The following is a 25,815-nucleotide window of genomic DNA, read 5'->3' on the forward strand; positions in this document are numbered from 1 at the left end:
GTCGTCTCTCCTGCTTGGATTTCAGTCGGGGTTGGCAGCCAGCCAGGCCTCAAGCCTGTCCAGGGTGGAGTTCCAGCCGTATTCGTGGCCCGTCAGGCTGCGTTCGGACTTCAGGCCCTGGTGGGTGAACTCCATTCGGGTCCGGCCGTCCGCCGTCTCATGTAATTCGACGGTGACCAGGGTGTCGGCCGGGGGCCCGTCCTCGTGGCTTTCGTCCCACTTGAAGGTGAAGACCAGCCGCCGGGGTTCGTCGATCTCGCGGTAGTGACCGCCCTGCCAGAGGTCTTCGCCCGTCTCGACCGAGCGCAGACAGGCCCGCCATTCGCCGCCGACCCGCAGGTCGTTGGTGCCGGACGCCATCGGCCATTCGACCGGGCCCATCCAGTGAACCCGCATCTCCGGCCGGGTCCAGGCGGCCCACAGGAGCGGTCGTGGGGCATCGAACGTCCGGCTCATGTCGAGACGGCGCTCCAGCAGCGGCGGCAATGGCGGCAGGAGGGTTTTGACCTGCGCCATATCAGACCGTCTTCAGAATGGCTTCGAGCTGGTTCGTCGCCTGCCCCCAACCTTCGTGGAAGCCCATGTCTTCATGCTGCTTCATGGTCTCCGCGTTCCAGTGACTGGCCGTGGCGGTGTATATCGTCCGGCCCTCGCCGGAGGGCTCCATCTCGATCCGGCCGGTCATGAAGGGCAGGCCGGTCGGCTTCCAGTCCGGCGTGAAGGCGTCTGTAGTGATCAGCCGCCGGTTCGGGACGACCTCGAGGAACACGCCAGAATTCGGAAGACGCTCACCCTCCGGACCGTGCATGACGAAGTTGAAACGACCACCAGCGCGCGGCTCGATGACGGCGTCAGTGATGGTCCACGGTTTGGGCGCGAACCACTGGCTGAGGATCGCGGGGTCCGTATAGGCCCTGAAGACCTTCTCCGGCGAGGCGTCGAGCACGCGCTGCAACACCAGGTCGAAGGCGTGCGGCACGCCCGGCGTGTTGCAGGGGTTTTCGTCAATTGAGTTTGTCATTTTCGTTCCCTTTCTGAATCTTGCGGAGATAGTCTTCCAGACGGTCGAAGCTCTTGTCCCAGTAGCGGCGGTAGTGTTCCAGCCACTCGGCCACGCCCTTCAGGCCCATCGGTTCCAGCCGGGCGGGGCGCCACTGGGCCTCCTTGCCGCGAGAGATCAGTCCGGCCTTCTCCAGCACCTTCAGATGTTTGGAGACCGCCGGCAGACTCATGTCGAAGGGTTCCGCCAGGTCGCTGACCGAACACTCACCCTCGGTCAGCCGCGCCAGGATGGCCCGACGGGTCGGGTCGGCCAGGGCGGCGAACTTGGCGGAGAGCGGGTCGGTCTGCATGGCGGGTTTCGAATTGAACTGATCGGTTAAATGACGGGCCGGCAACCGGTTGTCAACCGCTCGGTTAAATAGCGCGGCAGAGCGCCGGCGCGGTTCCGGAATGCGGCGATCAGGGCTAGGACTGGGGCACATCCGCCGGAGGTCCCCATGTTTGCAGCCATCGCCCTTGCCGCCGCGCTCCAGGCCACGCCCGAGGCCCCCGCCGAGGCGCAGGTCGCCGCCGTCCTCGACCGGCTGAACGTCGCCTCGGCCGCCGCCGACGCCGACGCCTATTTCGGCCTCTATGCGCCCGGTGCCCGCTTCGTCGGCACGGACGCCGGCGAGCACTGGACGCTCGAGGAACTGCGCGGCTACGTCGGTCCCTATTTCGCGCGCGGTCAGGGCTGGTCCTATCCGGCGACGTCGCGAGTCATCACCATCGCCCCGATCGAGTGCCGCTGCATCGCCTGGTTCGAGGAACAGCTGACCAACGACAGCTATGGCCGCACGCGCGGGTCCGGCGTGATGCGTCTGACCGACGACGGCTGGAAGATCGAACAGTATGTCTTGAGCCTCGCCGTACCCAACGACCTGGCCAGTCCCATCGCCCGCATCATCAAGACCTACGAGACGGCGAAGGCGCCCGCGCCCTGATGGAGTTCCACGAAGAGGCCTTCGTCCTTTCGGCGCGGGCCCACGGCGACACCGGCGTGGTCGTCGACCTGCTGACCGAGACCCACGGCCGCCACGCCGCCTTCGTCGCCGGCGGGGCGTCGCGGCGCATGAAGCCCTTCCTGCAGCCGGGCGCGCGGGTCATCGCCGACTACCGCGCCCGCACCTCGGACCACCTCGGCTCGGCCCGTCTGGAGCCGGTGGGGGAGGGGCCGAGCGTCCTGTTCGATGACGGCCTGGCCCTGACCGGTCTCGCCGCCGCCGCTGCGGTGGCGCAAGGCGCATTGCCCGAACGCGAGTCCCACCCCGGCGCCTTCCTCGCCTTTGAGGCCCTGATGGCGGCGTTCCAGATCCCCGCCGTCTGGCCCGCCATCTTCGTGCGCTTCGAGGCGGGGCTGCTGGACGATCTGGGTTTCGGTCTGGACCTCAGCCGCTGCGCCGTCACCGGCACGATGGACGACCTGATCTGGGTCAGCCCCCGGACCGGCCGCGCCGTCTCCCGCGAGGCCGGTGCCCCCTATGCCGACAAGCTGCTGAACCTGCCGCCCTTCATGCTGGGGGCCCAGGCCGGCCTGTCCGAAGGCGACGTCCGCGCGGGCCTCGACCTGACCGGCCACTTCCTCGAACAGTTCGTCTTCCACCCCCAGAACAAGCCGATCCCGGCGGCCCGCGTCTGGATGGTCGACAAGCTGGCGGAGCAGGGGCGGCTCTAGCGCGCCTCTGCGGCTGCAGCTAATCCAGAGCGACACGGAGACCGCCCCCATGAAAGCCATCCTCGATCAGCTGGAAGCCCGCCGCGAAGCCGCGCGTCAGGGGGGCGGCGCCGCCCGCATCGCCTCGCAGCACGCCAAGGGCAAGCTGACCGCGCGCGAGCGGATCGAGGTGCTGCTGGACGAGGGTTCGTTCGAAGAGACGGACATGTTCGTCGAGCACCGTTCGCACCAGTTCGGCATGGAGAACCAGCGCGTCCCCGGCGACGGCGTGGTCACCGGACGCGGCACGATCGGCGGCCGTCTGGTCTATGTCTTCTCCAAGGATTTCACCGTCTTCGGTGGCTCTCTTTCGGGCGCGCATGCGGCCAAGATCGTCAAGCTCCAGACCATGGCCCTGACCAACGGCGCCCCGATCATCGGCCTGTTCGACGCCGGCGGGGCGCGCATCCAGGAGGGGGTCGAGAGCCTCGCCGGCTATGCCGACATCTTCCTCCAGAACACCCTGGCCTCGGGCGTCATCCCCCAGATCAGCGTGATCATGGGGCCGTGCGCGGGGGGCGACGTCTATTCCCCGGCCATCACCGACTTCATCTTCATGGTGAAGGACACGAGCTATATGTATGTGACCGGCCCCGACGTGGTCCGCACCGTCACCAACGAGGTCGTCAGCCACGAGGACCTGGGCGGTGCCCGCGTCCATGCCGGCAAGTCGGGGGTCGCCGACGGCGCCTTCGAGAACGATCTGGAGGCCCTCAGCGAGGTCCGCCGCCTGATCGGCTTTTTGCCTTTGTCGAACCGCGAGAAGCCCCCGGTCCGCGACTCCTACGACGACCCCGACCGCGACGAGGCCAGCCTCGACACCCTGGTCCCGGCCAATCCGAACCAGCCCTATGACATCAAGGAGCTGATCCTGAAGACGGTCGACGAGGCCGACTTCTTCGAGATCGGCGCCGACTTCGCCAGGAACATCGTCTGCGGTTTCGGCCGTCTGGACGGCCAGCCGATCGGCATCGTCGCCAACCAGCCCCAGGTCCTGGCGGGCGTGCTGGACATCGACAGCAGCCGCAAGGCCGCCCGCTTCGTCCGCTTCTGCGACGCCTTCGACATCCCGCTGGTGACCTTCGTCGACGTGCCCGGCTTCATGCCCGGCACGCGCCAGGAATACGGGGCCCTGATCAAACACGGGGCCAAACTGCTGTTCGCCTATGCCGAGGCCACCGTGCCCAAACTGACCGTGATCACGCGCAAGGCCTATGGCGGTGCCTATGACGTGATGAGCTCCAAACACCTGCGCGGCGACGTCAACTACGCCTGGCCCTCGGCCGAGATCGCCGTCATGGGCGCCAAGGGCGCGGTCGAGATCATCTTCCGCAAGGAGGCGGGCGACCCCGAGGCCCTGGCGGCGCGGGAAGCCGAGTACAAGGAACGCTTCGCCAACCCCTTCGTCGCCGCGGGCCTCGGATACATCGACGACGTGATCATGCCGCACGGCACGCGGAGAAGGCTGATCCGGGCGCTACGGACGCTGAAGAACAAACAGCAGACGAACCCGTGGAAGAAGCACGATAATATTCCACTGTAGTCGCCCAACTCTTCCTCTGCTCCCGCAACCGCCTCCGCTCGCCGACGGCGGAGCCGGTGTTCGCCGCCTGGCCGGGGGTGGAGACGGCGTCGGCCGGGTCTTGCCTCTCCCATAGGGAGAGGGCTTGAGGCTCGCAGAGCGAAGCGATGCGCCAAGCCGAAAGGGTGAGGGGTTTTGCCCTCACCGGGACGCGCCGAAACCCCTCACCCTTTCGCGCAAGTCTGATCGCTGGCGCTCTCAGGCGCTCAAACCCTCTCCCTCCGGGAGAGGGAAGGCTAGGGGCGCGCCAGTTTGGCGTGGGCCCGGATGGCATCCACCACATCGGACAGCCGCGCCATCACCTCGACGTTCGGAAACCGGAGCACGGACCAGCCGAGGGTTTCGAGATGCTGCTGTCTGAGGTGATCCTTCAAAACCTGCTCGTCGTCGTCATGCACCCCGCCGTCCAACTCGATGACGAGCATCAAGGCTTCGCAGGCGAAGTCGGCGAAGTACGGGCCGATGGCATGCTGGCGGCGGAACTTGAGACCGTCCAGACGGCTGGACCGGAGCGCCTGCCAAAGCTTGGCCTCGGCCGGCGTCTGCGCCTGTCTCAGCGCGCGGGAGAAGGCGGTTGGCGTCACACGCGGCATGCAACGTAACCCCTCACCCTTTCGCGTATCCAATCGCTTCGCTCCTGGACGCTCAAGCCCTCTCCCTCCGGGAGAAGGAGAAACAGCCCAATACCCATCAACACATCGTCCGAATCCGCCTTTGAAATCAAAGCCCGGCTCTGACGAGAGGCCTTTTGTCCATCACCCCCTGAAACGCCCGCATACTGATCCCTTTCGTGCGCAGGGGATCACCATGGGCGAACGGTTCGGACGCATCGAACGCTTCGGACGGTGTTTTCGCGTTCGGGCCGGTGGGACTCAGTGGACGATCTGTAATGAATTCTCCGGAGTCCCGAAGGCCCGGACCCCGCCGGCCGGAGCCGGCGGGGAACCCGGCGACTACTCCGCCGCCGACTTCTTCGCGGCGGGCTTCTTCGCAGGAGCCTTCTTTGCGGCCGGCTTCTTCGCTGCGGGTTTTTTCGCCGCGGCAGCCTTCGGAGCCGCCTTCTTGGCCGGGGCCTTCTTGCCCTTGGACGGGGCGGCGAGGGCGCGGGCGGCCAGCAGGGGGACCGCAACGTCCATGGTCATGTCCTCGGGCGCCGTGCCCTTGGGGAGGGTCGCGTTGATCTTGCCCGACTTCACATAGGGGCCGAAGCGGCCGGCCATGACGTGGACCGGTTCGCCCGTCTCCGGGTGGGCGCCCAGGTCCTTCAGGGGAGCCACGGCGGCACCCCGGCCCTTGAACCCGCCGGCCCGCTTTTCGGCCAGCAGGACCACGGCGCGGTTCAGGCCGATCTCGAACACCTCGTCGATATCGGCGACATTGGCATAGGTGCCCGCGTGCAGGATGAAGGGCCCATAACGACCCAGGCCCGCCGTGATCGGCTTGCCGTCCTCGGGGTGGTCGCCGACCGGCCGCGGCAGGCCGAGCAGCCGCACCGCCTGGTCCAGCGTCAGCGACGCCGGGCTCCAGCCCTTGGGCAGGGAGGAGCGTTTCGGCTTCTCCTCGCCCTCGACGGCGGTTTCGACATAGGGGCCGAACCGCCCGATCTTCAGCTGCACCGGCAGGCCGGTCACCGGATCGACGCCCAGCTCCCGGTCGCCGCCCTCGGCACCGCCGTCGGCCGCATCCGGGGCCGCCACGGGCCGGGTGAATTTGCAGTCGGGATAGCGCGAACAGCCGACGAAGGCGCCGAACCGGCTGGTCTTCAGGCTCAACTGGCCCTGTTTGCACAGGGGGCATTCGCGCGGGTCCGAGCCGTCTTCCTTCATCGGGAAGATGTGCGGGCCGAGGCTCTCGTTGAGGGCGTCGAGGATGGCCGTGGTGCGCAGTTCGCCCGCCGCCTGGGTCGCGACATGGAAGTCTGTCCAGAACTCGCGCAGCAGCACCTTCCAGTTCAGCTCGCCGGCCGAAACCTCATCGAGCCGGGTCTCCAGCGCCGCGGTGAAATCGTATTCCACCCATTTGCGGAAGAACTGCTCGAGGAAGGCCGTGACCAGCCGTCCCTTGTCCTCGGGATAGAAGCGGTTCTTGTCCATGCGGACATATTCACGGTCGCGCAGGGTCGTCAGGATCGAGGCATAGGTCGAGGGCCGGCCGATGCCGAGCTCTTCCAGCTTCTTGACCAGGGTGGCCTCGGAGAAGCGCGGCGGCGGCTCGGTGAAATGCTGTTCGGTGCGGATCGCCTCGACCTTCGCCTTCGCGCCTTCCTTCAGGGTCGGCAGGCGAGCGGTGTCGTCGTCCTCCTCGCTCTCGGCGCCCTTCTGCTTCTCGTCGCGGCCTTCCTCGTAGACGGCCAGGAAGCCGTCGAAGGTCACGACCTGGCCGGTGGCGCGCAGGCCGGTCTGGCCGTCGGGCGTCTCGACCTCGACTGTGGTCCGGTCCAGGCGCGCAGCCTCCATCTGGGACGCGACCATCCGTTTCCAGATCAGCTCATAGAGGCGCTGCAGGTCGCTCTCGAGCCGCAGGGAGTCGGGGCGGCGGGCGATATTGGTCGGACGGATCGCCTCGTGCGCCTCCTGGGCGTTCTTGGCCTTGGTCTTGTAGAAGCGGGCCTCGGCCGGGACGAAGGCCGGGCCGAAGGTCTCGCCGATGACTTCGCGGGCCTGGGCGATGCCCTCGGGCGTCGTCTGGACGCCGTCGGTCCGCATATAGGTGATCAGGCCGCCGGTCTCGTCGACGCCCTCGTACAGCTTCTGGGCCGCGCGCATGGTGCGCTGGGCGTCGAAGCCGAGCTTGCGCGACGCCTCCTGCTGCAGGGTCGAGGTGGTGAAGGGCGGGGAGGGGAAGCGGCGGACCGGCTTCTTCTCGATCGACCGGATGGTGAACTCGCCGGCCTTGATCGCGTCGCGGGCGGCGAAAGCCACGGCCTCCGACGGGATGTCCAGACGCTGGATCCGCTTGCCTTCGTGCTTGACCAGACGGGTGGTGAAGGGCGGGCTGTCGGCGGCCAGATCGGCCTCGACCGACCAGTATTCCTGGGCCTTGAACCGCTCGATCTCCATCTCGCGATCGACGACGATCCGCAGGGCGACCGACTGGACCCGGCCGGCCGACCGGGCACCGGGGAGCTTGCGCCACAGCACCGGCGACAGGGTGAAGCCGACCAGATAGTCCAGCGCGCGGCGGGCCAGGTAGGCCTCGACCAGTTCCATGTCGAGCTGGCGCGGATTGGCCATGGCTTCGAGCACGGCCGACTTGGTGATGGCGTTGAAGGTGACGCGCTCGACGTGGGTGTCCTTCAGCGCCTTCTTCTTGGTCAGGATGTCGAGCACGTGCCAGCTGATGGCCTCTCCCTCGCGGTCGGGGTCGGTGGCCAGGATGACGCGATCGGCGCGTTTGGCCGCCTCGGCAATCTCGGACAGGCGCTTGGACGCCCTGGCGTCCACCTCCCACTCCATGGCGAAGTCCTCGTCCGGCTTCACCGATCCGTCCTTGGACGGCAGGTCGCGAACATGCCCGTAGGAGGCGAGAACCTCGAAGTCCGGGCCGAGGTATTTATTGATGGTCTTGGCCTTCGCGGGGCTCTCGACGATAACGAGATTCATTACGGCTCAGTCTGGGAGGAGGGGGTTGGAACGTGGTTGGGGTTGCGAACCCTGTCAACCGACCAATCTGCACAGGCCCTCGGCGGGGCGGTCCATGTCGGCCTAGAGCGAGGCCGATCCGCCCGGAAGCAGGGTCGCCCGACCGACCAGGCTGAGCTCCAGCAGGGCGGCTGCGACTTCACCGATCGGCGCCTTCAGCGCCCGGGCGATCTCGTCGCGCGGCGTCGGCGTCGGGGACAGCAGTTCGGCGACCCGGTCGAGAAAGGCGGCGTCGATCTCGTCGGGGACGCCGTCGAAGGGATGGTCGACCGGGGGCTCGCCCAGGGTCCTCAGGGTTTCGAAGGCGCGGCGAATGTCGTCGATCCCTTCGCACAGGATGGCCCCCTGACGCAGCAGTTCGTTGGGACCTTTCGAGCGTGGATCCAGCGGCGAACCGGGCACGGCGAAGACGTCGCGCCCCTGTTCATTGGCCAGGCGGGCGGTGATCAGGGATCCCGACCGCAGTTCGGCCTCGACGACGATCACCCCCCGCGACAGGCCGGAGATGATCCGGTTGCGCCTCGGGAAATCCCGCGCCTGGGCCCGCGCGCCCATCGGGCTTTCGGAGACCACACAGCCCCGCTCGACGATCTGGTCATAGAGGCCTGCGTTCTCGGACGGATAGACGTCGTCCACGCCGCCGCCCAGGACGGCGACCGTGCCCGTCTCCAGCGATCCGGCATGGGCGGCCGCGTCGATGCCCCGGGCCAGACCGGAAACGACGACGAATCCCGCCTGTCCCAGTTGCTGGGCCAGGCCGCGGGCAATCCGCTGGCCGCCCGCCGAGGCGATCCGGGCACCGACGACGCCGACGGCCTCTCGCGAAAGCAGAGCCATATCGCCACGGGTCCACAGAAGAGGCGGGGGCGGATCGACGGCGGCCAGCATCGGCGGATAGGCGGCGTCGCCGAGCACCAGAAGAACGGCTCCGGCGCGGTCGCCGGCGGCCAGCTCCTGGTCGATCTGCTCGACAGGCGGCAGGCTGTAGCCGTGGCCGCCGCCTTTCCGGATCAGGTCGGGCAGGGCGTCCAGCGCCCGCTCTGCGCTGCCGAACCGGTCCAGAAGCTGGCTGAAGGAAACCGGGCCGACCCGCTCGACGCGCGCGAGGCGCAGGCGGGCGAAGCGCTCGGCTTCCGGCAGGCTCACGTCTTCGCGGCGCCGATGCGAGGTTCGGCCCCCTTCAGCAGGCGGCTGATGTTCTCGTGATGGCGGATGTAGATCAGGACGGCCGTGACGAACGCCAGCACGAAGATCGGCTGCGGCGCAGGCAGGCCGAGGGCGGCAAGAGGCAGGAGGGCATAGGCGGGTGCGGCCGCGGCGGCCACGAGCGCAGCCAGGGACGAGTAGCGAAGGGCAAAGGCGACAACCAGCCAGGTCGCTCCGGCCATGAGGCCCAGCGGCCAGCAGGCGGCGATCAAAAGACCGAAGAAGGTCGCGACGCCCTTGCCGCCCTTGAAGCCCAGCCAGACCGGGAACAGGTGGCCGAGGAAGGCTGCGCCGCCCGCGATGGCACCCGCGGCTTCCGATCCGAACAGGTAGCGGGCGATCAGGAGGGCGGCGGCACCCTTGCCCGCATCGAGCAGCAGGGTGGCCAGAGCCAGGTCCTTGCGACCGGTGCGCAGGACATTGGTCGCGCCGATATTGCCGGAGCCGATGTTGCGCACGTCGCCGGCACCCGCCGCGCGGGTGATCAGCACGCCGAACGGGACGGAGCCCAGCAGGTAGCCGCCGACGGCGACGGCCGCGAGCGTGCCCAAGGCTGGCGCCACAAGATCCTGCAACCGATTCTCTCCCGATGTTTCCCGGCTGCGAACATGCGTCGGCCCGCAGGCTCGGGCAAGGGATGTGCCTGTCTTACGCCGGTCGATCCGGAGGGCTATGAGGACGATCCCGATCGTACAGGCCGCCTCATGACCCGCTTCCTCGCTCCCGCGCTGATGACCGCCCTTCTGGCTTCCGGATGCGCGGCCACGCCGATGCGGAGCGCATCCGGCGATCCGGCCCTCGCAGCCTATTTCGACTGTGTGAGACAGGGCGGCGGCGTTGCCGTGTCCGCCCACCGTGCCCAGTCGGCCGATGATCAGCCGGAAAACTCCATCGCGGCAATCGAGGCGACCGGCCGGGCGATTCCGGGGGCGATCCTCGAAATCGATGCGGTCCTGACCCGCGACGGCAGGCTGGTGCTGATGCATGACGAGACGATGGAGCGGACCTCGACGGGGACAGGCCGGGTCGCGGATCTGACCTTTGCCGAGGTGCGCAGGGCGCGGCTTGAAGCGACCAACGGCGATGTGACCGACGCGCCGCCGCCGACGCTGCGCGAAGCGCTGGACGCCGTCGGGCGGGTCGGGGCGATCGCCAGCATCGACCTTAAACCCGCCGATGAGGCGGCCACGATCACCCTGGCGCGGGCCGTGATCGCCGAGGTGCGGGCCGCGGGCGCCGGAGACCGGGTCATCCTGATCACCTATTCGCCGGAGACGGCGCGCGCCGTGGCCGCATTTGCGCCCGAGATGATGATCTCGGCCGGCCTGAACGACGTCGCGGATCTGCAGGGGCTGAGTGCGCCGCAGATCCTGGCCTGGACCGGGACGCGGACAGCGCGGCCGGCGCTGTGGCGCTCGCTGGCCGAGGCGGGCGTCGAGGCCCAGTTCGGCACGCTCGGGGCGCCCGGACGGAGGCTGGACGACCAGTATGCGGCGGACGGCGATCCGTCCGAGTATCGCGACCTGTTCGACCAGGGCGCGGTGGTCATCGCCACGGATGCGCCCCTGGTGGTCAAGGCCGTGCTGGCGGACCAGGTCGCCGCCGCCGCCCGTTGTCCGCGTTGATTCCGGGCGGGCCTTGTCCCGTCAGAGCCCCAGCTTCGCCTTCAGGATGTCGTTGACCGAGGCCGGGTTGGCCTTGCCGCCGGTGGCCTTCATGACCTGGCCGACGAACCAGCCGAGGGCCTGGGGCTTCTCGGCGACGGCGGCGGCCTTGTCGGGGTTGGCGGCGATCAGTTCGTCGACGGCCTTCTCGATGGCGCCCGTGTCGTTGACCTGGACCAGGCCGCGGGCCTCCACGACGGCGCGGGGTGAGCCCTCGCCGTTCCAGACGTGGTCGAAGACTTCCTTGGCGATCTTGGAGGAGATGACGCCCTCCTCGATCAGGGCGACCAGTTCCGCGACGTAGGCGGCGGGCAGGGGGCTGGCGTCGAACTCCAGGTTCGCGGTCGCCAGACGGGCCGACAGTTCGTTGGTGACCCAGTTGGCCACCAGCTTGGCGTCACGGCCTTTGGCGGCCTCCTCGAAATAGTCGGCCTTGGCCTGTTCTGAAATCAGGACGACGGCGTCGTATTGCGACAGGCCGTAGTCGGCCATCAGGCGGCGGCGCTTGGCGTCCGGCAGTTCGGGCAGGCTGGCCTTGATGGCGTCGATCCAGGCCTGTTCCAGCTCCAGCGGCAGCAGGTCAGGGTCGGGGAAGTAGCGGTAGTCGTTGGCCTCTTCCTTGGACCGCATCGAGCGGGTCTCTCCGGCCGTGGGATCGTAGAGGCGGGTCTCCTGGATGATCTTGCCGCCGTCCTCAAGGATCTCGATCTGGCGACGGGCCTCATAGTTGATGGCCTGGGAGATGAAGCGGAACGAGTTGACGTTCTTGATCTCGCAGCGCGTCCCGAGGAATTTGAAGTCGCCGCTCGCCTTGAACTTCTCGTAGTTGCCCGCGCGGCAGACCGAGACGTTCACGTCGGCGCGCAGGTTGCCCTTCTCCATGTCGCCGTCGCAGGTGCCGAGGTAGATCAGGATGGTGCGGATCTTCTTGACGTAGGCGACCGCCTCTTCGGGCGAGCGGATATCGGGACGCGAGACGATCTCCATCAGGGCGGTGCCCGCGCGGTTCAGGTCAACGTAGGAGGCAACCGGGGACAGGTCGTGGATCAGCTTGCCCGCGTCCTGTTCCAGATGCAGCCGCTCGATGCCGACGTTGAAGAAGGAGCCGTCCTCGGCCTCGACCTCGACCACGCCCTCGCCGACGATGGGGAAGTAGAGTTGGGAGATCTGATAGCCCTGCGGCAGGTCGGGGTAGAAATAGTTCTTCCGGTCGAACTGGCTCTTCCTGTTGATTGCGGCGTTGAGGCCGAGGCCGGTCTTCACGGCCTGTTCGACGCAATGTTTGTTCAGGGTCGGCAGCATGCCGGGGAAGCCCGCGTCGATCAGGGACACCTGCTCGTTCGGCCCCGCGCCGAAGCCGACGGCGGCGCCGGAGAACAGCTTGGCCTTCGAGGCCACCTGGGCGTGGATTTCCAGGCCCATGACGATTTCCCAGTCGCCGGTGCGGCCCTGGATCAGTTTCGAGGAGGAGAGGGTGTCGGTCATCCGGCTTTCCTAGCGCCGCGTGCGCCGCAACGAAAGTTCCTGTCTTGAGCCTGTCGCGATTTCGGGGTCATCTGGTACCTCAACCCCTCCGGAGTGTTTCCATGATCAAGACCGTCCTCGCCGCCGCTGCCCTGGCCGCCCTGTCCACCGCCGCCGTTGCCCAGACCGCGCCGGCCCAGGATCATTCGGCCCACGCCGGCCACGCGGCCCCGGCCGCCGCCCTGCCGACCATCACCAGCAGCATCAAGGACCTGCTGGCGAATCCGGCAACGGCCGCCGTGCTCGAGAAGCACCTGCCCGGCGTTTCGCAGCATCCGGCCCTGCCGCAGTTCCAGGACATGACCCTGGGCCAGGTCGCCCCGATGTCGGAGGGTGCCGTCACCCCGGCGATCATTGCCGCCATCGACACCGACCTGAAGGCCTTGCCGGCCACCTGATCGAACACGGTCCCTCGCCCTCTCCCGGTGGGAGAGGGCTTGAGGCTCGCAGAGCGTAGCGATGCGTCTTTAGCCGAAAGGGTGAGGGTCATGCCTCACCGGTTGGTGCCGGCCCCTCACCCTTGCGCGCAAGGACGACGGCAAGCCGTCGTGCGCTCAAGCCCTCTCCCGCCGGGAGAGGGAAGCCGCCCTCAGCCGCCCGGGCGGACGACCATGCAGGTGACGCGGCGGGCGTCGAGGGCTTCGCAGGCGCTGCGAGCGGCGGCTTCTGTCATGCCGGTGAAGCGCGAACGATGCCAGCCGGCGGCGGTGACGACATTGCGTTCGGCACTGGTGAACTGGGTGCGGAAGCGGCGGTTGACCTCGGCCAGCCAGTCGCGGGCCACGGTTGAATTGCGGAAGGCTCCGACCTGGACCGACCAGCGGCCGGCCGGGGGCGTCGCCGCGCGCGCCGGGGGCGTTGCGGCAGGACGGGGCGGATTGGCGACGGTGCCGCGGTTAAGAGTGGAGGCCGAACCGGCGGGAGGGGCGACGCCGCCATTGAGGCTGGCAGTCAGATTGCCGGTCGCGTTCCCGGTCCCTGGAGCCGGTGCGACCTCGGCGCGGCGAACCGGCGGCGTGGCCGCGGGCGGCACGGGCGCGGCGCGGGTAAAGACCGGAGGCGAGGGGGCCGGCGTCGGCAATGCGGTCCAGGCGACGGTGCTGGAGCCCTGGCCTTCCTCGACCGGGGCTGGGGCTCCGTTCAGGGCGGCGTAGGCGACCGCACCGCCGGTGTCGGGACCGCCGATGCCGAAGCCGCGCGCCTCGAAGAAGGTCTGGGCTGTCTGGATACGCTCGCCGGCGGCGCGACGGGTCTCGACCTCGAAGCCGGTGTCCATCAGGGCGGCGACGTGGGCGTTGCGGGTCGGGCTGGAGCGGCCGCCGAGCACGATGGTGATCACGCGTTTGCCGTTGCGCACCGCCGAGGCCGCAAGGTTGTAGCCCGAGGCGTTGGTGAAGCCGGTCTTGATGCCGTCGTAGCCCTGGCCGCTCAGCAGCAGGCCGTTGGTGTTGCGGTACTCCCGGCCCTGATAGGTCCAGTCATGCAGACCGAAGTAGCTGTAGTACTGGGGGTAGTCCCGCATGATGGCGCGGGCCAGGATGGCCAGGTCACGGGCCGAGGTCAGCTGACGGCTGTCGGGCAGGCCGTTCGGATTGACGTAGCGGGTCTGGGTCATGCCCAGCTCCTCGGCCTTCAGGGTCATCATCGAGGCGAAACGGGCCTGGGAGCCGCCGACGTGTTCGGCGAGAGCCATGGCCATATCATTGGCGGATCGCACCGCGGTGGCCCGCATGGCGTCGTCCAGGCGAATCGTCTGGCCGGCGGCGAGACCGAGCTTGGACGGGGGTTGCGAGGCGGCGAGGGGGGAGATGGTGATGACATCGTCCAGGGTCGCACTGCCCTTCTCCAAGGCCTCGAAAACCAGATAGAGGGTCATGACCTTGGTGACTGAAGCCGGGTAGCGGCGGCTGTCCGCGTGACGGCCGAACAGGACCTCGCCCGTGCCGGCATCGACGACGATGGCGGCGTAGCGGCTGTTCTCGCCCGACTGGGCCTGAACACGGTTCAAGCCGAGGCCGGCGAGACCGACCAGCAGCGTCAGTGCGCAGAGGCCCGCAATGAGGCGGCGGAGTGGGGTCGATACGGTACGCATCATCGCCAAGCGAAGCCTCTTAATCCCGTGACACGACGACGGCCCCCCGGCGCGGCGCAAGTGATGAGCCTAGCATGGGGGACGCAGGTTTCACGGTGGTTAAGCAGGTATCAACGCGGATTTGAACGCTCCAATCCTGACACGCGAGCTCTGTCCGGGGCCGCTGAAGAGTGTGATCGACGATCATATGGTGCAGCGCACCAAAACTCTTGACGCTTGTTCGCACTTGCACCATAAGGGCGTCATCGAACCGGGAATCGTCCGGGGAGAGACACATTCAGGCGGGCCAGCCGGCCCATCAGGTTCAGGAGACTTACCATGGCTGACAGCGCAGAAACCGTGAAGAAGACCATCGAACAAGCCACCGCGACCGCCAAGGTCCAGGGCGAGCAGTTCAAGGCCCAGGCCGAAAAAGCCCAGGCCGCCGGTACGCAAGCCCTGCGCGAAGGCGTCGAGAAGACCTCGGCCACGATCGCCGAACTGTCGGCCCAGTCGAAGCAGAACCTCGAAGCCCTGACCGCTTCGGCCGCCGCCGCCCAGAAGGGTGCCGAGGCCCTGTCGGCCCAGGTCGTTTCCTACTCGAAGTCGAGCTGGGAAACCGGCGTCGCCGCCGCCCAGACGCTCTCGCAGGCCCGTTCGATCCAGGAGCTGATCGAGCTGCAGACCAACTTCGCCAAGTCGGCGATGGAAACCTACCTCTCGGAAGTCACCAAGATGACCGAGACCGTGACCGGTTCGGTCAAGGACAGCTTCAAGCCGATCAACGAGCGCGTCACCGCCTCGGTCGAGAAGTTCCAGGCTGCCCGCTAAGGCGACCTGAAAAACCAGTCGCGTAACGATAAAGGCCCCCCGGATCGCTCCGGGGGGCCTTTTGTCATTCCGCCGCGGCGTGATCGATGCTGAAGGCCCGCGATAGCCGCCACTGGCCGTCCTCCAGCTTCCACAGAATCGAAAACCGCGCTCGCCCGACCAGGGTCTCGGGTCCGTCGCCCTGGCGTTCATAGAAGACGTGGCTGCCTTCCTCGACCGCGCCGAAGCCCGGGATGGCGTAGACCCGCATCGATCCGGCCACGAGCGCGCGCCGCGAGCGGAAGGCGTCCGGTGCCTGCCTGGCCTCGCAGCCCTTGCGATAGTCCTCGACGAAGGCCGCCCGCGTGGCCATTCGCCCGGCCCGGTCGTGATAGAATTCGATGTCCTCGGTCACCAGCGCGCCCAGCGCCGCCGGATCGCACTGGTCGAACATCACCGCGAACAGCGCCGTGTCGCGCGCGGCTATGGCCTCGGCCAGCGCCGGTGGGTCCGGCACGACGACGGCCGTGGATTGCGCCAGGATCATCGCGGCGAACAAGGCGGTCACGGACATGGGCGGGGTCTCCGCCGTCGGGACGACGGTCCCGCCAAGCCTGTGTCCTGACCGTCTGCGAGTCCCGTGAATCTTTGGTCATGGTGTCCGCTCACGCATGCTGTGACTGGACGTCGCTTCAATTCAGGCCATCATTGCCTATCTAGCGTTACGACTCCCCCGAAATGACGGACGACGATGCCAACCAAAAGGCCAGGTGAAGGACAGGATCAGGGCTTCGGCGCTGGCACCATCACCGAGACGAAACCCAAGCTTCAGAAGCCCTCGCTCTATCGGGTGCTGATCCTGAACGACGACTACACGCCGATGGAATTCGTCGTCTATGTGCTGGAGCGGTTCTTCCAGAAGAGCCGCGAGGACGCGACCCGCATCATGCTGCATGTGCATCAGCATGGCGTCGGGGTGTGCGGCGTCTTCACCTACGAAGTGGCCGAAACCAAGGTCGCCCAGGTGGTCGAGACGGCGCGCCGTCACCAGCATCCGCTGCAATGCACTATGGAAAAAGACTAGAAAGAGGATCTGTTCGAATGCCCTCGTTTTCACGTCCTCTCGAAGAGACCCTGCACCGCGCGGTCTCCTACGCCAACGAACGCCGCCATGAGTATGCGACGCTCGAACACCTGCTTCTGGCCCTCGTCGATGACGCCGACGCCGGTGCAGTGATGAAGGCCTGCAACGTTGACCTGACCGCGCTGAAGACGGCGCTGACGCTCTATGTCGACACCGACCTGGCCGCGCTCGCGACCTCGGACGGCGAGGACGCCAAGCCGACCGCCGGCTTCCAGCGGGTGATCCAGCGCGCTGTGATCCATGTGCAATCCTCGGGTCGCGAGGAAGTCACCGGGGCCAATGTGCTGGTCGCCATCTTCTCCGAGCGCGAGAGCCACGCCGCCTATTTCCTGCAGGAGCAGGACATGACCCGCTACGACGCGGTCAACTATATCGCCCACGGCATCGCCAAGAAGGCGGGCATGAGCGAGCAGCGTCCGGCCAAGACCGCCGGCCAGAGCCCGGAGGAGGCCGAGGACGCCGCCGTCGTGAAGTCGGGCGGTGAGGCGCTGGAAGCCTATTGCGTCGACCTCAACGAGAAGTCGCGCAAGGGCAAGATCGACCCCCTGATCGGTCGTCAGGCAGAGGTGGATCGCTCAATCCAGATCCTGTGCCGCCGGACCAAGAACAACCCGCTGCTGGTCGGCGAACCCGGCGTCGGCAAGACCGCCATCGCCGAGGGCCTGGCCCGCAAGATCGTCAACCACGAGGTCCCGGCCGTGCTGGAAGGCGCGACCATCTACAGCCTCGACATGGGCGCCCTGCTGGCCGGCACCCGCTATCGCGGCGACTTCGAGGAACGGCTGAAACAGGTCGTCAAGGAGCTGGAAAACCACGAGAACGCGATCCTGTTCATCGACGAGATCCACACGGTGATCGGCGCGGGTGCGACCAGTGGCGGGGCGATGGACGCGTCCAACCTGCTAAAGCCCGCCCTGGCGTCCGGCACCCTGCGCTGCATGGGGTCGACGACCTACAAGGAGTACCGCCAGCATTTCGAGAAGGACCGCGCCCTGGTCCGTCGCTTCCAGAAGATCGACGTCAACGAGCCGACGGTCGAGGACACGGTGAAGATCCTCAAGGGGCTGAAGACCGCCTACGAGGGGCATCACAAGCTGCGGTATACCGATGCGGCGATCCGCTCGGCCGTGGAGCTGTCGGCCCGCTACATGACCGACCGCAAACTGCCCGACAAGGCGATCGACGTGATCGATGAGGCGGGGGCATCGCAGATGCTTCTGCCCGAGAACAAGCGCAAGAAGGTCATCGGCCAGAAGGAGGTCGAGGCCGTCGTCGCAAAGATGGCACGCATCCCGCCGAAGTCGGTGTCCAAGTCCGACGTCGAGGGCCTGCGCGAGCTGGAGAAGGACCTGAACCGGGCCGTCTTCGGTCAGGACGCGGCGATCGAACAGGTGGCCTCGGCCATGAAGCTGGCCCGTGCCGGTCTGCGCGATCCGCAGAAGCCGATCGGCTCCTTCCTGTTCGCCGGGCCGACCGGGGTCGGCAAGACCGAGGTGGCCAAACAGCTGGCGTCGACCCTGGGCATCGAGATGCTGCGTTTCGACATGTCGGAATACATGGAGCGGCACACGGTCAGCCGCCTGATCGGGGCCCCTCCGGGCTATGTCGGGCATGACCAGGGCGGGCTGCTGACCGACGCCGTCGACCAGCATCCACACGCCGTGGTCCTGCTGGACGAGATCGAGAAGGCCCACCCGGACGTCTACAACATCCTGCTCCAGGTCATGGACAACGGGATGCTGACGGACGCGGTCGGCAAGAAGGTCGATTTCCGCAATGTGGTCCTGATCATGACGACGAACGCGGGTGCCGCCGACAACGCCCGGGCCTCGATCGGCTTCGGGCGCGGCAAGGTCGAGGGCGAGGACGAGAAGGCCATCCAGCGCCTGTTCGCGCCGGAGTTCCGCAACCGTCTGGACGCGGTGGTCTCGTTCAAGTCGCTGCAGCCCGAGGTGATCCGCCAGGTGGTGACCAAGTTCGTCCTGCAGCTGGAAGCCCAGCTGGCGGATCGCAACATCACCATCGAACTGACCGACGACGCGGCCGACTGGCTGGCCAAGAACGGCTTCGACGAACTGTACGGCGCGCGTCCCCTGGCCCGCGTCATCCAGGAAAACATCAAGAAGCCGCTGGCCGACGACATCCTGTTCGGACGTCTGACGCGCGGCGGCCATGTGAGGGTGGAGCTGGTCGACGGCAAGATCGTCTTCGACATCAAGCCCGCCAGCGGCGGACCGGTGAAGGAAACCATCGAGGGCGTGGCGGTCTAGGGAATCGGTCTCTCCCCCATTGGCGAATGCCGATGGGGGAGTGGATCGGCGCGATCAGCGCCGAGACGAGGGGGGCGACTCCGACGGCTGGAGTGGGGGCGACAGCCCAAGCCGGAGATATCACCTCGCCCCCTCCACCACCCGCCAAGCGGCGGGCGGTCCCCCTCCCCATCGCCCAAGAGCGACGGGGAGGAGACTTTCAATCAGTACCGACGGCGGCCCGAGCCGGCCATCAGGAAGGCGATGCCGGCGAGGATGCCGGTGGTCAGAAGCGGCTTGCGACGGGCGAAGTCGAGGCCGGTCCTGACCGGGCCACGCAGGTCTTCGGGGGCGCGGTCTGACAGGGTTTCCAACTGGTCGATGGCGCGGCCGTAGTAGTCGAGGGCCTTGCCCTTGACCTCGTCGAACCTGCCCTCGAGCTGGAGCTTTGTATCGCCGGTCAGGGTGCCGAGGCCGCTTTTCAGCTTGCCGTTCAGGCCGGTGGCGGCGCCTTCGATGCGTTCGTCGGTCATGGGAGGAATCCTTGCAGAATGGTGGGCCGGGGAGGCGTTTCGGGATAGCGCACATCAACCGCTACAGTTCCCCTGACGTCGGTGGTTGCGGGCGGGGCGCGGCAGCCCGATATCTGCACCTCGAAAATGGCGAAACCGGGAACGACGAGATGTTGAGATTCATCCTTCAGGCGGTGGTGACGGCCCTTGGGCTGTGGCTGGCGGCGTATCTTTTGCCGGGGGTGGTGTTCCTGTCGACCGGGTCGTTGATCGCGGCGGCGGTGCTGCTGGGTCTGGTCAACGCCTTTGTGCGGCCGGTGCTGGTGTTCGTGACCTTCCCGCTGACGATCATCACCTTCGGCCTGTTCCTGCTGGTCGTGAACGCGGCGACAATCGGGATCGTGGCGAGCGTCCTCGGCGGGTTCGTGGTCGACGGCCTGTGGGCGGGCGTGGGCGCGGCGGTCGTGACCGGGTTGGTCAGCTGGGTCGCCGGCTCGGCCATTCCCGACGACCGGCGCGCCGCCCGGGATTAACCCGGGCGATATTGACGGCAGGATTTCGCCCGGATAAATCTGTCCTCGATTTCGAGGAGATCCCGTCATGTCCGCCGCCACCATCCAGTCCTGCACCGCCTTCGCCGGCCACCGGCTGATCGCGTCGGGAACGCCGCGCGAGATCGTCGGCGCGGTGAAGTCGGCGGTCGAGGCGGGCGAGAGCGTGCTGGTCTTTGACGATGCCGACGCCCGTCCGGTCGAGTTCGACCTGCGCGGCGACCTGGAGGCCGTGCTGGCGCGCCTGGCACCGCCGGTCGAGGAGGCGAAGCGGGGGCCGGGACGGCCGAAGCTGGGGGTGACGGCGCGCGAGGTCACCCTGTTGCCGCGTCACTGGGACTGGCTGGCCGGCCAGCCCGGCGGCGCGTCGGTGGCGCTGAGGAAACTGGTCGAGGCGTCGCTGAGGGAGGCCGAGGGGCCGGACCGGGTGCGCCAGGGCCGGGAGGCGGCCTATCGCTTCATGACCGCCGTGGCGGGGGACCTGCCGGGCTATGAGGAGGCGACGCGGAGCCTGTTCGCGGGGGATGCGGCGGGGTTCGAGGCGGCGGTGGCGGGGTGGCCGGAGGGGGTGCGAAAATTCGCTTCGCTACAAATTGCGAAGTAAATCGCCGGCTAACGATAAGGGGTTTGCGAACAGGATCCTTCTCGCCAGTCAATTCCATACGACTGGATTGCAGCCAAGATCGCATTTTGCCTGCGCGTAAGATGGTCTCCTGGTCCAGTCATGATGTGACGTAGTCCGATATCCACCTTGGATTTATCTTCAGACGAATCTGAAAGTTTCAATTTGAAGATCGGTACCAGTTCACCGCATCGAATGATAAAATCGTAGCGGCGGTCGGATTTTTTCGAAGCATCCGAGTATATTCTCCACTCTTGTTCTTCGGTGAATCCCGGATGTTTAATAAGCGGGGCGATGCTGACTATTCTCATCATCGTCTGCCAAAATGGATCGAACTTTCCGTTGTCCAGACTTATCGATGCTGGAGTCTCAAAAATTTGAATCAAGTCTTCAATGATCGGGGTGATCATGGAGCGTTGCATTTCAGGCTCGTAGCAAACAAATCCGGTTCTCATGCCGCCAGCCCGGGCAGCGGCTTTCTCCAGCGAATCTACAGAAAAGCCCATAGCATAGCCGCCTGCGCCCCCGTATCCGCGCCACTGACTGAGGACGTCCCTATCTTTGGAAAAGCTGGTTGCGAATATATGGGTCTCTTGGACTTGCTCCTGAGACTTTTCAAACCGGGCGATTAATTCGTCGCGACGAGCAGTTGAAAGACGAGCCGCCTGACTATGGAGAATGGAACGCGCGATTCTCTGAGCGTAGTGTATCTCTTGGCTATCATTCAGGTGATAGACGAGAGTCATCCAGATTTCCTTGGAGTTTAGAACTCCAAGGGCACCAGAACCGTTGGTATAGTGGAATACCAATTGTTCTTCAGCGTTCACCCCACCTTCACCCGCGTCGCGGCCTCCGGCAAGTCTTCCCCGAACGCCCGCTGGTAGAACTCCGCGATCGTCGGCCGTTCCAGCTCGTCGCACTTGTTCAGGAAGGTCAGGCGGAAGCTCAATCCGATATCGCCGCCGAAGATCGTCGCGTTCTGGGCCCAGGTGATGACGGTCCGCGGGCTCATGACGGTCGAGATGTCGCCGTTCATGAAGGCGTTGCGGGTCATGTCGGCGACGCGGACCATGGCGGCGATGGCGCGCTTGCCGTCGGCGGTGTTCCATTCCGGTGCCTTGGCGACCACGATGTCGGCCTCCACGTCGTGGTCGAGATAGTTCAGGGTGGTGACGATGTTCCAGCGGTCCATCTGGCCCTGATTGATCTGCTGGGTGCCGTGATACAGGCCCGAGGTGTCGCCCAGACCGATGGTGTTGGTCGTGGCGAACAGGCGGAACCATTTGTTGGGGCGGATGACGCGGTTCTGGTCCAGCAGGGTCAGGCGGCCCTGGGCCTCCAGCACGCGCTGGATCACGAACATCACATCGGGGCGGCCGGCGTCGTATTCGTCGAAACACAGGGCGATCGGGCGTTGCAGGGCCCAGGGCAGCATGCCCTCGCGAAACTCGGTAATCTGTTTGCCGTCCTTCAGGACGATGGCGTCCTTGCCGACCAGGTCGATGCGGCTGACGTGGCTGTCCAGGTTCACGCGGATCATCGGCCAGTTCAGCTTGGCGGCGACCTGTTCGATATGGGTCGACTTGCCGGTGCCGTGATAGCCCTGGACCATGACGCGACGGTCGAAGGCGAAGCCGGCGCAGATGGCCAGGGTCGTCTGGGGGTCAAACCTGTAGGCCGGATCGGTCTCGGGGACATGGCTGTCGACCGTGTCGAACATGGGCACGATCATGTCGGACTCGATGCCGAAGACCTCGCGCACGGAGACCTTGCGGTGGGGTTCGAACGTCAGCAGCGGATCGGGGGTCGCGTCGAGGAGAGGAGCCATGGGCCTCATCTAGAGGCGCCGCGCGCGCGGCTCAACACGCGCGCGGCCCGGTGCGTCAGTTATTCCGCCGACAGGTCCACCTCGACGTTGCCGCGGGTGGCGTTGGAGTAGGGGCAGACCTGATGGGCTGCCTGGATCAGGGCGTCGATGGTCGCCCTGTCGAGGCCGTGGTCGGTGACCTTGATGGCGATGTCGAGGTTGAAGCCTTCGCCGCGCGTGTTCGGACCGATGCCGACGCTGGTGTGGATCTTCGTGTCGGGACCGACCGGCGTTCCCGCCTTGCCCGAGACCAGACGCAGGGCTCCCATGTAGCAGGCGGCATAGCCGGCCGCGAACAGCTGTTCCGGGTTGGTGCCGGCGCCGCCCTTGCCGCCCATCTCGGCGGGGAGTGACAGCAGGACGTCGATCTTGCCGTCGTCGGTGGCCGAGCGACCTTCGTCGCGACCGCCGCCGGTCGAGGTGGCGTGGGCCTTGTAGAGGATGTTCATGGGAAAGCTCCTGAGTGTGAGGAGCGCTTACGTAGTGTCTCCTCCCTGTCGCGCCAGCGATGGGGAGGTGGATCCGTAGCGAAGCGGAGGAGACGGAGGGGGTCTTGACGGCGGCAAGGCCCCCTCCGTCAGCTCGCAAGAGCTCGCTGCCACCTCCCCGCTGCTGCGCAGCAGGGAGGAGAGCTGGATTCAGGCGGCCAGACCCGCCTTTTTCAGGGTCTTGTAGGCCTTGATGACGCGCTGGAGCTTGGCTTCGGCGCCGCGGTCGCCCTGGTTAAGGTCGGGGTGGAAGCGTTTCAGCAGCTCGTGATAGCGCGCCTTGATGCCCGGCTTGTCGGTCCGGAGGTCCAGATCGAGGTCGGCCAGGGCCTGGCGTTCCAGCTTGCCGATTCGCAGGGTGTCTTCCTCGTTGACCGCCTGTTCGCGGACACGGCGACCGAACAGGCCGAAACTGTCCTGCCACGACCCTGCGGCGCCTTCTGCCCGGGTCGTGCCCATCTTCGAGGCGAAGGCGGCGGCTTCACGCGAGTTCTTTCCGGCCTTCATCTCCCAGGTGGGACGGCCGCCGGTCATGGCCTCGTTTTCCTTGGCCGCCCGGACCTGGGCCTCGTTCATGCCGGCATAGAAATTCCAGCCCTTGTTGTACTCGGCGGCGTGCGGCTGGCAGAATTCGTAGAAGTCGTTCAGCCGCTCGCGCGACTTCGGCGCCCTGGCCGTCGCGGCCTTCAGACAATCGGGCCAGTCGCACGGCTTCTCGCCGGGCTTGAGGCGCAGGACATCGGCCTCGGCTTCGGCTTCTTCGCCGGCCTTGGGCGGTTTGATCCGCATGTCCTTGAAACGGGGTTTGTAATCGAATGACGCTGGCATTGACCCCAGTGTAGGGTCGAATTGGTCACCATCAAGGAAACCGACATGCCGGAAGGCCGTATCGCGTCGATTATGCGGGAAAAACTGACAGCCGCGTTCCAGCCGACACGGCTGGAGCTCGAAGATGACAGCGCCAGGCACGCCGGACACCATCACGAAGGCGGAATGGACGCGAAGCCGGGCGGCGAAAGCCACTTCAATCTGACCATCGTGTCACAGGCCTTCGCGGGCGTCGGACGGGTGCAGCGGCAGCGCGCCGTCACCGCCGTGCTGGCGGAGGAGCTGGCCGGACCCGTGCACGCCCTGTCGATCAGGACCCAAACGCCCGATGAAACCGGTGATTGAGGCGAAATCGGCGTTCACTTCGTCTTAGAAGGTTCGTCATAGCGTTGCGTCTGTTCGTTTTTGGGACGTTGGGGGACGTATGGTCGGGTCCGAGGATATAGGTAAAAGCCTCGACTCGGGTCGGTCGGCGGGTGTCAGCGCCAGCGAGGCCGCCCAGGCCCTGACCGCGATTCTGCAAACCCAGTATCTGCGCTACATCATCATCGGCAGCTGGGCGATCGGCCTGCTGGGCACGGTCGGCTGGGTCGAGGCCATCGTCTGGTTCATCGGCACGGTCGGCGCCGGCGCGATCCGCGGCAGGGTCGAAAAGAGCATGACGGGTCGGGTCGATGCGGGCTGGGGCCTGGTGTTCCCCGCCGTCGCCACCGTGACCACCGCCGCCTGGGCCTCCGCGCCCCTGCTGGCGTGGTTCTCGGGCCATCCGTTCGGGCATCCGCTGGCCGTGGCCCTGCTGGTCAGCGGCTATGTGCTCGTGTTCGCCCAGCTTAGAAGCTCGCCGAAACAGGCGATGGTGATCTCGTCGCCCTATACAATGGCGGCGGTGATCATCGCGGCCAGCCTGTGGGGCGGGCCGCTGTTCTGGCCGTTCGTGGCCATCCTGCCCTTCACCGGGGCCGGCATGTTCGTTCTGGTGACCATGACCATGCTGCGCGAGGAGCGGATTCGCGCCTTCCAGGAGCATCAGGCCCACCTGATCGAGGAGCTTCAGACCGCTCGCGACAAGGCCGACGCCGCCAGCCAGGCCAAGTCGAACTTCCTCGGCGTGATCTCCCACGAGTTGCGCACCCCGATGAACGGCGTGCTCGGCGCGGCCCAGTTGCTGGGCGCGACGCGGCTGGAGACGACGCAGCGGGAATACCTTTCGATCATCCGCAACTCGGGCGACAACCTGCTGAGCCTGCTGAACGACATCCTCGACATGACCAAGATCGAGGCGGGCAAGATGACGTTCGAGATGATCGACGTCTCGCTCGATGACCTGCATCGCCGCGTGACGGGCCCGTTCGTGGCCCAGGCAGCGGCCAAGGGGCTGGAGTTCCGCTCTACCTTCGTCGGCGAGACCCCGGCCGTGGTGAAGGGCGATCCCCTGCGCGTATGCCAGGTGCTCCAGAATCTGCTTTCGAATGCGGTGAAGTTCACTGACGCCGGTGTGGTCGAGTTCCGCACCGAATCAACCCGCATCAACGACCGCCGGGTGGCCTTCGCCTTCTCGGTGACCGACAGCGGTTCGGGCATCGCCGAGGGCGATCTCGAACGCCTGTTCCAGCCCTTTACCCAGGCCGACGTCTCGTCGACCCGCCGGTTCGGCGGCACGGGTCTGGGTCTGACCATCGCGCGGCGCATGGCCAACATCATGGGCGGCGACATCACCGTGACCTCAACGGTCGGGCGGGGCTCGACCTTCACCCTCGTGGTCGAGGCGGACGTGGTCGAATGGGACGCGGTGATCGAGGCCGAGGCCCTCGACGCCGAGGTCGGCGACGGGCAAAGCCTGAACGTGCTGGTGGTCGAGGATCACCCGGTCAACCGCATGATCCTGGAAGCCTGGCTGGGTTCGGCCGGCCACTGCACCGCCACCGCCGAGAATGGCCAGATCGCCGTCGATATGGCGAGCCAGAACCGGTTCGACCTGATCATCATGGACGTCAACATGCCGGTCATGGACGGTCTGAGCGCGACCCGGCTGATCCGCACCAGAGGCGTCAACGCCGATACGCCGATCGCCGTCCTGTCCGCCTCGGCGCGGAATGAGGACCACGAGGCGGGCCTGGAAGCCGGGGCGGACGCCTATCTGAACAAGCCGATCGACTTCGCCGGCCTGGCCCAACTGATGCAACGCGTGCGCGGCGGCCGGTCCGGCCTGCGGTCGCCGGCCGAAATCGACGAAACTGCGGCGGCCGCATGAACCTGACATGAGCGGCGTCGTTCAGACGTGGCTCAAACGCGAGATCCTAG

General features: G+C 66.6%; 27 protein-coding genes. 12 read left to right on the forward strand and 15 right to left on the reverse strand.

Annotated elements, in window-relative coordinates; genetic code table 11:
* Nucleotides 1-21: 21 nt before the first annotated feature.
* The 3 genes from ACW18A_RS05080 to ACW18A_RS05090 are packed head-to-tail and all read right to left on the reverse strand — an operon-like array spanning nt 22 to nt 1,352.
* A complete protein-coding gene (locus tag ACW18A_RS05080; RefSeq protein WP_492023716.1) occupies nt 22-516 on the reverse strand; it encodes an SRPBCC family protein in 495 nt (164 codons plus the stop codon).
* A 1-nt stretch (nt 517) separates the two neighbouring features.
* The gene (locus ACW18A_RS05085; protein WP_492023717.1) at nt 518-1,021 is read right to left on the reverse strand and encodes an SRPBCC family protein; all 504 of its coding nucleotides are present in this window, start codon (nt 1,019-1,021) and stop codon (nt 518-520) included.
* Nucleotides 1,005-1,352 (reverse strand): ArsR/SmtB family transcription factor, encoded by a 348-nt coding sequence (locus ACW18A_RS05090; protein WP_492023718.1) that lies wholly within the window; start codon nt 1,350-1,352, stop codon nt 1,005-1,007. The genes ACW18A_RS05085 and ACW18A_RS05090 overlap by 17 nt, the downstream gene beginning before the upstream one ends.
* 147 nt (nt 1,353-1,499) lie before the next feature.
* Between ACW18A_RS05090 and ACW18A_RS05095 the strand changes: the two genes are divergently transcribed.
* The 3 genes from ACW18A_RS05095 to ACW18A_RS05105 are packed head-to-tail and all read left to right on the forward strand — an operon-like array spanning nt 1,500 to nt 4,298.
* A complete protein-coding gene (locus ACW18A_RS05095) occupies nt 1,500-1,985 on the forward strand; it encodes a nuclear transport factor 2 family protein (protein ID WP_492023719.1) in 486 nt (161 codons plus the stop codon).
* Nucleotides 1,985-2,716: a DNA repair protein RecO gene (gene recO, locus ACW18A_RS05100; protein ID WP_492023720.1), complete on the forward strand. Its 732-nt coding sequence runs from the start codon at nt 1,985-1,987 to the stop codon at nt 2,714-2,716. Before ACW18A_RS05095 ends, recO begins: the two co-directional genes overlap by 1 nt.
* Before the next feature lie 49 nt (nt 2,717-2,765).
* Complete coding sequence (locus ACW18A_RS05105; protein WP_492023721.1) at nt 2,766-4,298, forward strand: acyl-CoA carboxylase subunit beta; 1,533 nt, start codon at nt 2,766-2,768, stop codon at nt 4,296-4,298.
* A 275-nt stretch (nt 4,299-4,573) separates the two neighbouring features.
* On the opposite strand, the gene ACW18A_RS05110 is transcribed toward ACW18A_RS05105, so the two are convergent.
* The 4 genes from ACW18A_RS05110 to plsY form a co-directional block, all read right to left on the reverse strand.
* Entirely contained in the window at nt 4,574-4,930 is a 357-nt protein-coding gene (locus ACW18A_RS05110; RefSeq protein WP_492023722.1) for an endonuclease domain-containing protein, read from the reverse strand.
* A 360-nt stretch (nt 4,931-5,290) separates the two neighbouring features.
* A complete protein-coding gene (topA, locus tag ACW18A_RS05115) occupies nt 5,291-7,939 on the reverse strand; it encodes a type I DNA topoisomerase (RefSeq protein WP_492023723.1) in 2,649 nt (882 codons plus the stop codon).
* Between the two features lie 102 nt (nt 7,940-8,041).
* Entirely contained in the window at nt 8,042-9,124 is a 1,083-nt protein-coding gene (gene dprA, locus ACW18A_RS05120; RefSeq protein WP_492023724.1) for a DNA-processing protein DprA, read from the reverse strand.
* Nucleotides 9,121-9,759 (reverse strand): glycerol-3-phosphate 1-O-acyltransferase PlsY, encoded by a 639-nt coding sequence (plsY, locus tag ACW18A_RS05125; RefSeq protein WP_492023725.1) that lies wholly within the window; start codon nt 9,757-9,759, stop codon nt 9,121-9,123. Before plsY ends, dprA begins: the two co-directional genes overlap by 4 nt.
* Before the next feature lie 33 nt (nt 9,760-9,792).
* Between plsY and ACW18A_RS05130 the strand changes: the two genes are divergently transcribed.
* Nucleotides 9,793-10,809 (forward strand): glycerophosphodiester phosphodiesterase family protein, encoded by a 1,017-nt coding sequence (locus ACW18A_RS05130; RefSeq protein WP_492023726.1) that lies wholly within the window; start codon nt 9,793-9,795, stop codon nt 10,807-10,809.
* Between the two features lie 21 nt (nt 10,810-10,830).
* On the opposite strand, the gene gatB is transcribed toward ACW18A_RS05130, so the two are convergent.
* On the reverse strand, nt 10,831-12,333 hold the full coding sequence (gene gatB / locus ACW18A_RS05135) for an Asp-tRNA(Asn)/Glu-tRNA(Gln) amidotransferase subunit GatB (protein WP_492023727.1): 1,503 nt from the start codon (nt 12,331-12,333) through the stop codon (nt 10,831-10,833).
* 101 nt (nt 12,334-12,434) lie between these two features.
* Between gatB and ACW18A_RS05140 the strand changes: the two genes are divergently transcribed.
* Nucleotides 12,435-12,770: a hypothetical protein gene (locus ACW18A_RS05140; protein ID WP_492023728.1), complete on the forward strand. Its 336-nt coding sequence runs from the start codon at nt 12,435-12,437 to the stop codon at nt 12,768-12,770.
* 191 nt (nt 12,771-12,961) lie between these two features.
* On the opposite strand, the gene ACW18A_RS05145 is transcribed toward ACW18A_RS05140, so the two are convergent.
* Nucleotides 12,962-14,467, reverse strand: a complete 1,506-nt coding sequence (locus ACW18A_RS05145) for a D-alanyl-D-alanine carboxypeptidase (RefSeq protein WP_492024337.1) — start codon at nt 14,465-14,467, stop codon at nt 12,962-12,964.
* A 315-nt stretch (nt 14,468-14,782) separates the two neighbouring features.
* On the opposite strand from ACW18A_RS05145, the gene ACW18A_RS05150 reads away from it, so the two are divergent.
* Nucleotides 14,783-15,274 (forward strand): phasin family protein, encoded by a 492-nt coding sequence (locus ACW18A_RS05150; RefSeq protein ID WP_492023729.1) that lies wholly within the window; start codon nt 14,783-14,785, stop codon nt 15,272-15,274.
* 64 nt (nt 15,275-15,338) lie between these two features.
* On the opposite strand, the gene ACW18A_RS05155 is transcribed toward ACW18A_RS05150, so the two are convergent.
* On the reverse strand, nt 15,339-15,827 hold the full coding sequence (locus tag ACW18A_RS05155; RefSeq protein ID WP_492023730.1) for a nuclear transport factor 2 family protein: 489 nt from the start codon (nt 15,825-15,827) through the stop codon (nt 15,339-15,341).
* A 177-nt stretch (nt 15,828-16,004) separates the two neighbouring features.
* On the opposite strand from ACW18A_RS05155, the gene clpS reads away from it, so the two are divergent.
* Both clpS and clpA read left to right on the forward strand, forming a co-directional pair.
* A complete protein-coding gene (clpS, locus tag ACW18A_RS05160) occupies nt 16,005-16,337 on the forward strand; it encodes an ATP-dependent Clp protease adapter ClpS (RefSeq protein WP_303694323.1) in 333 nt (110 codons plus the stop codon).
* Between the two features lie 17 nt (nt 16,338-16,354).
* Nucleotides 16,355-18,667, forward strand: coding sequence for an ATP-dependent Clp protease ATP-binding subunit ClpA (gene clpA / locus ACW18A_RS05165; protein ID WP_492023731.1), 2,313 nt, complete (start codon nt 16,355-16,357; stop codon nt 18,665-18,667).
* A 203-nt stretch (nt 18,668-18,870) separates the two neighbouring features.
* On the opposite strand, the gene ACW18A_RS05170 is transcribed toward clpA, so the two are convergent.
* Nucleotides 18,871-19,179, reverse strand: a complete 309-nt coding sequence (locus ACW18A_RS05170; protein WP_492023732.1) for a CsbD family protein — start codon at nt 19,177-19,179, stop codon at nt 18,871-18,873.
* Nucleotides 19,180-19,328: 149 nt separating this feature from the next.
* Here ACW18A_RS05170 and ACW18A_RS05175 point away from each other — a divergent pair, with 149 nt between their 5' ends.
* A complete protein-coding gene (locus ACW18A_RS05175; protein WP_492023733.1) occupies nt 19,329-19,691 on the forward strand; it encodes a phage holin family protein in 363 nt (120 codons plus the stop codon).
* A gap of 67 nt (nt 19,692-19,758) precedes the next feature.
* The gene (locus tag ACW18A_RS05180; RefSeq protein ID WP_492023734.1) at nt 19,759-20,313 is read left to right on the forward strand and encodes a DUF2239 family protein; all 555 of its coding nucleotides are present in this window, start codon (nt 19,759-19,761) and stop codon (nt 20,311-20,313) included.
* An 8-nt stretch (nt 20,314-20,321) separates the two neighbouring features.
* On the opposite strand, the gene ACW18A_RS05185 is transcribed toward ACW18A_RS05180, so the two are convergent.
* The 4 genes from ACW18A_RS05185 to ACW18A_RS05200 form a co-directional block, all read right to left on the reverse strand.
* The gene (locus ACW18A_RS05185; protein WP_492023735.1) at nt 20,322-21,158 is read right to left on the reverse strand and encodes a DUF2971 domain-containing protein; all 837 of its coding nucleotides are present in this window, start codon (nt 21,156-21,158) and stop codon (nt 20,322-20,324) included.
* Nucleotides 21,155-22,159, reverse strand: coding sequence for a cobaltochelatase subunit CobS (gene cobS, locus ACW18A_RS05190; RefSeq protein WP_492023736.1), 1,005 nt, complete (start codon nt 22,157-22,159; stop codon nt 21,155-21,157). The genes ACW18A_RS05185 and cobS overlap by 4 nt, the downstream gene beginning before the upstream one ends.
* A gap of 59 nt (nt 22,160-22,218) precedes the next feature.
* Nucleotides 22,219-22,647, reverse strand: coding sequence for an organic hydroperoxide resistance protein (locus ACW18A_RS05195; protein ID WP_492023737.1), 429 nt, complete (start codon nt 22,645-22,647; stop codon nt 22,219-22,221).
* Nucleotides 22,648-22,836: 189 nt separating this feature from the next.
* Nucleotides 22,837-23,514 (reverse strand): J domain-containing protein, encoded by a 678-nt coding sequence (locus ACW18A_RS05200; RefSeq protein WP_492023738.1) that lies wholly within the window; start codon nt 23,512-23,514, stop codon nt 22,837-22,839.
* Between the two features lie 45 nt (nt 23,515-23,559).
* Between ACW18A_RS05200 and ACW18A_RS05205 the strand changes: the two genes are divergently transcribed.
* Both ACW18A_RS05205 and ACW18A_RS05210 read left to right on the forward strand, forming a co-directional pair.
* Entirely contained in the window at nt 23,560-23,859 is a 300-nt protein-coding gene (locus ACW18A_RS05205; RefSeq protein ID WP_492024338.1) for a BolA family protein, read from the forward strand.
* Between the two features lie 79 nt (nt 23,860-23,938).
* A complete protein-coding gene (locus tag ACW18A_RS05210; RefSeq protein WP_492023739.1) occupies nt 23,939-25,765 on the forward strand; it encodes a response regulator in 1,827 nt (608 codons plus the stop codon).
* The last annotated feature ends 50 nt before the right edge of the window (nt 25,766-25,815 follow it).

This window comes from Brevundimonas sp. AVps5, from assembly GCF_058681515.1.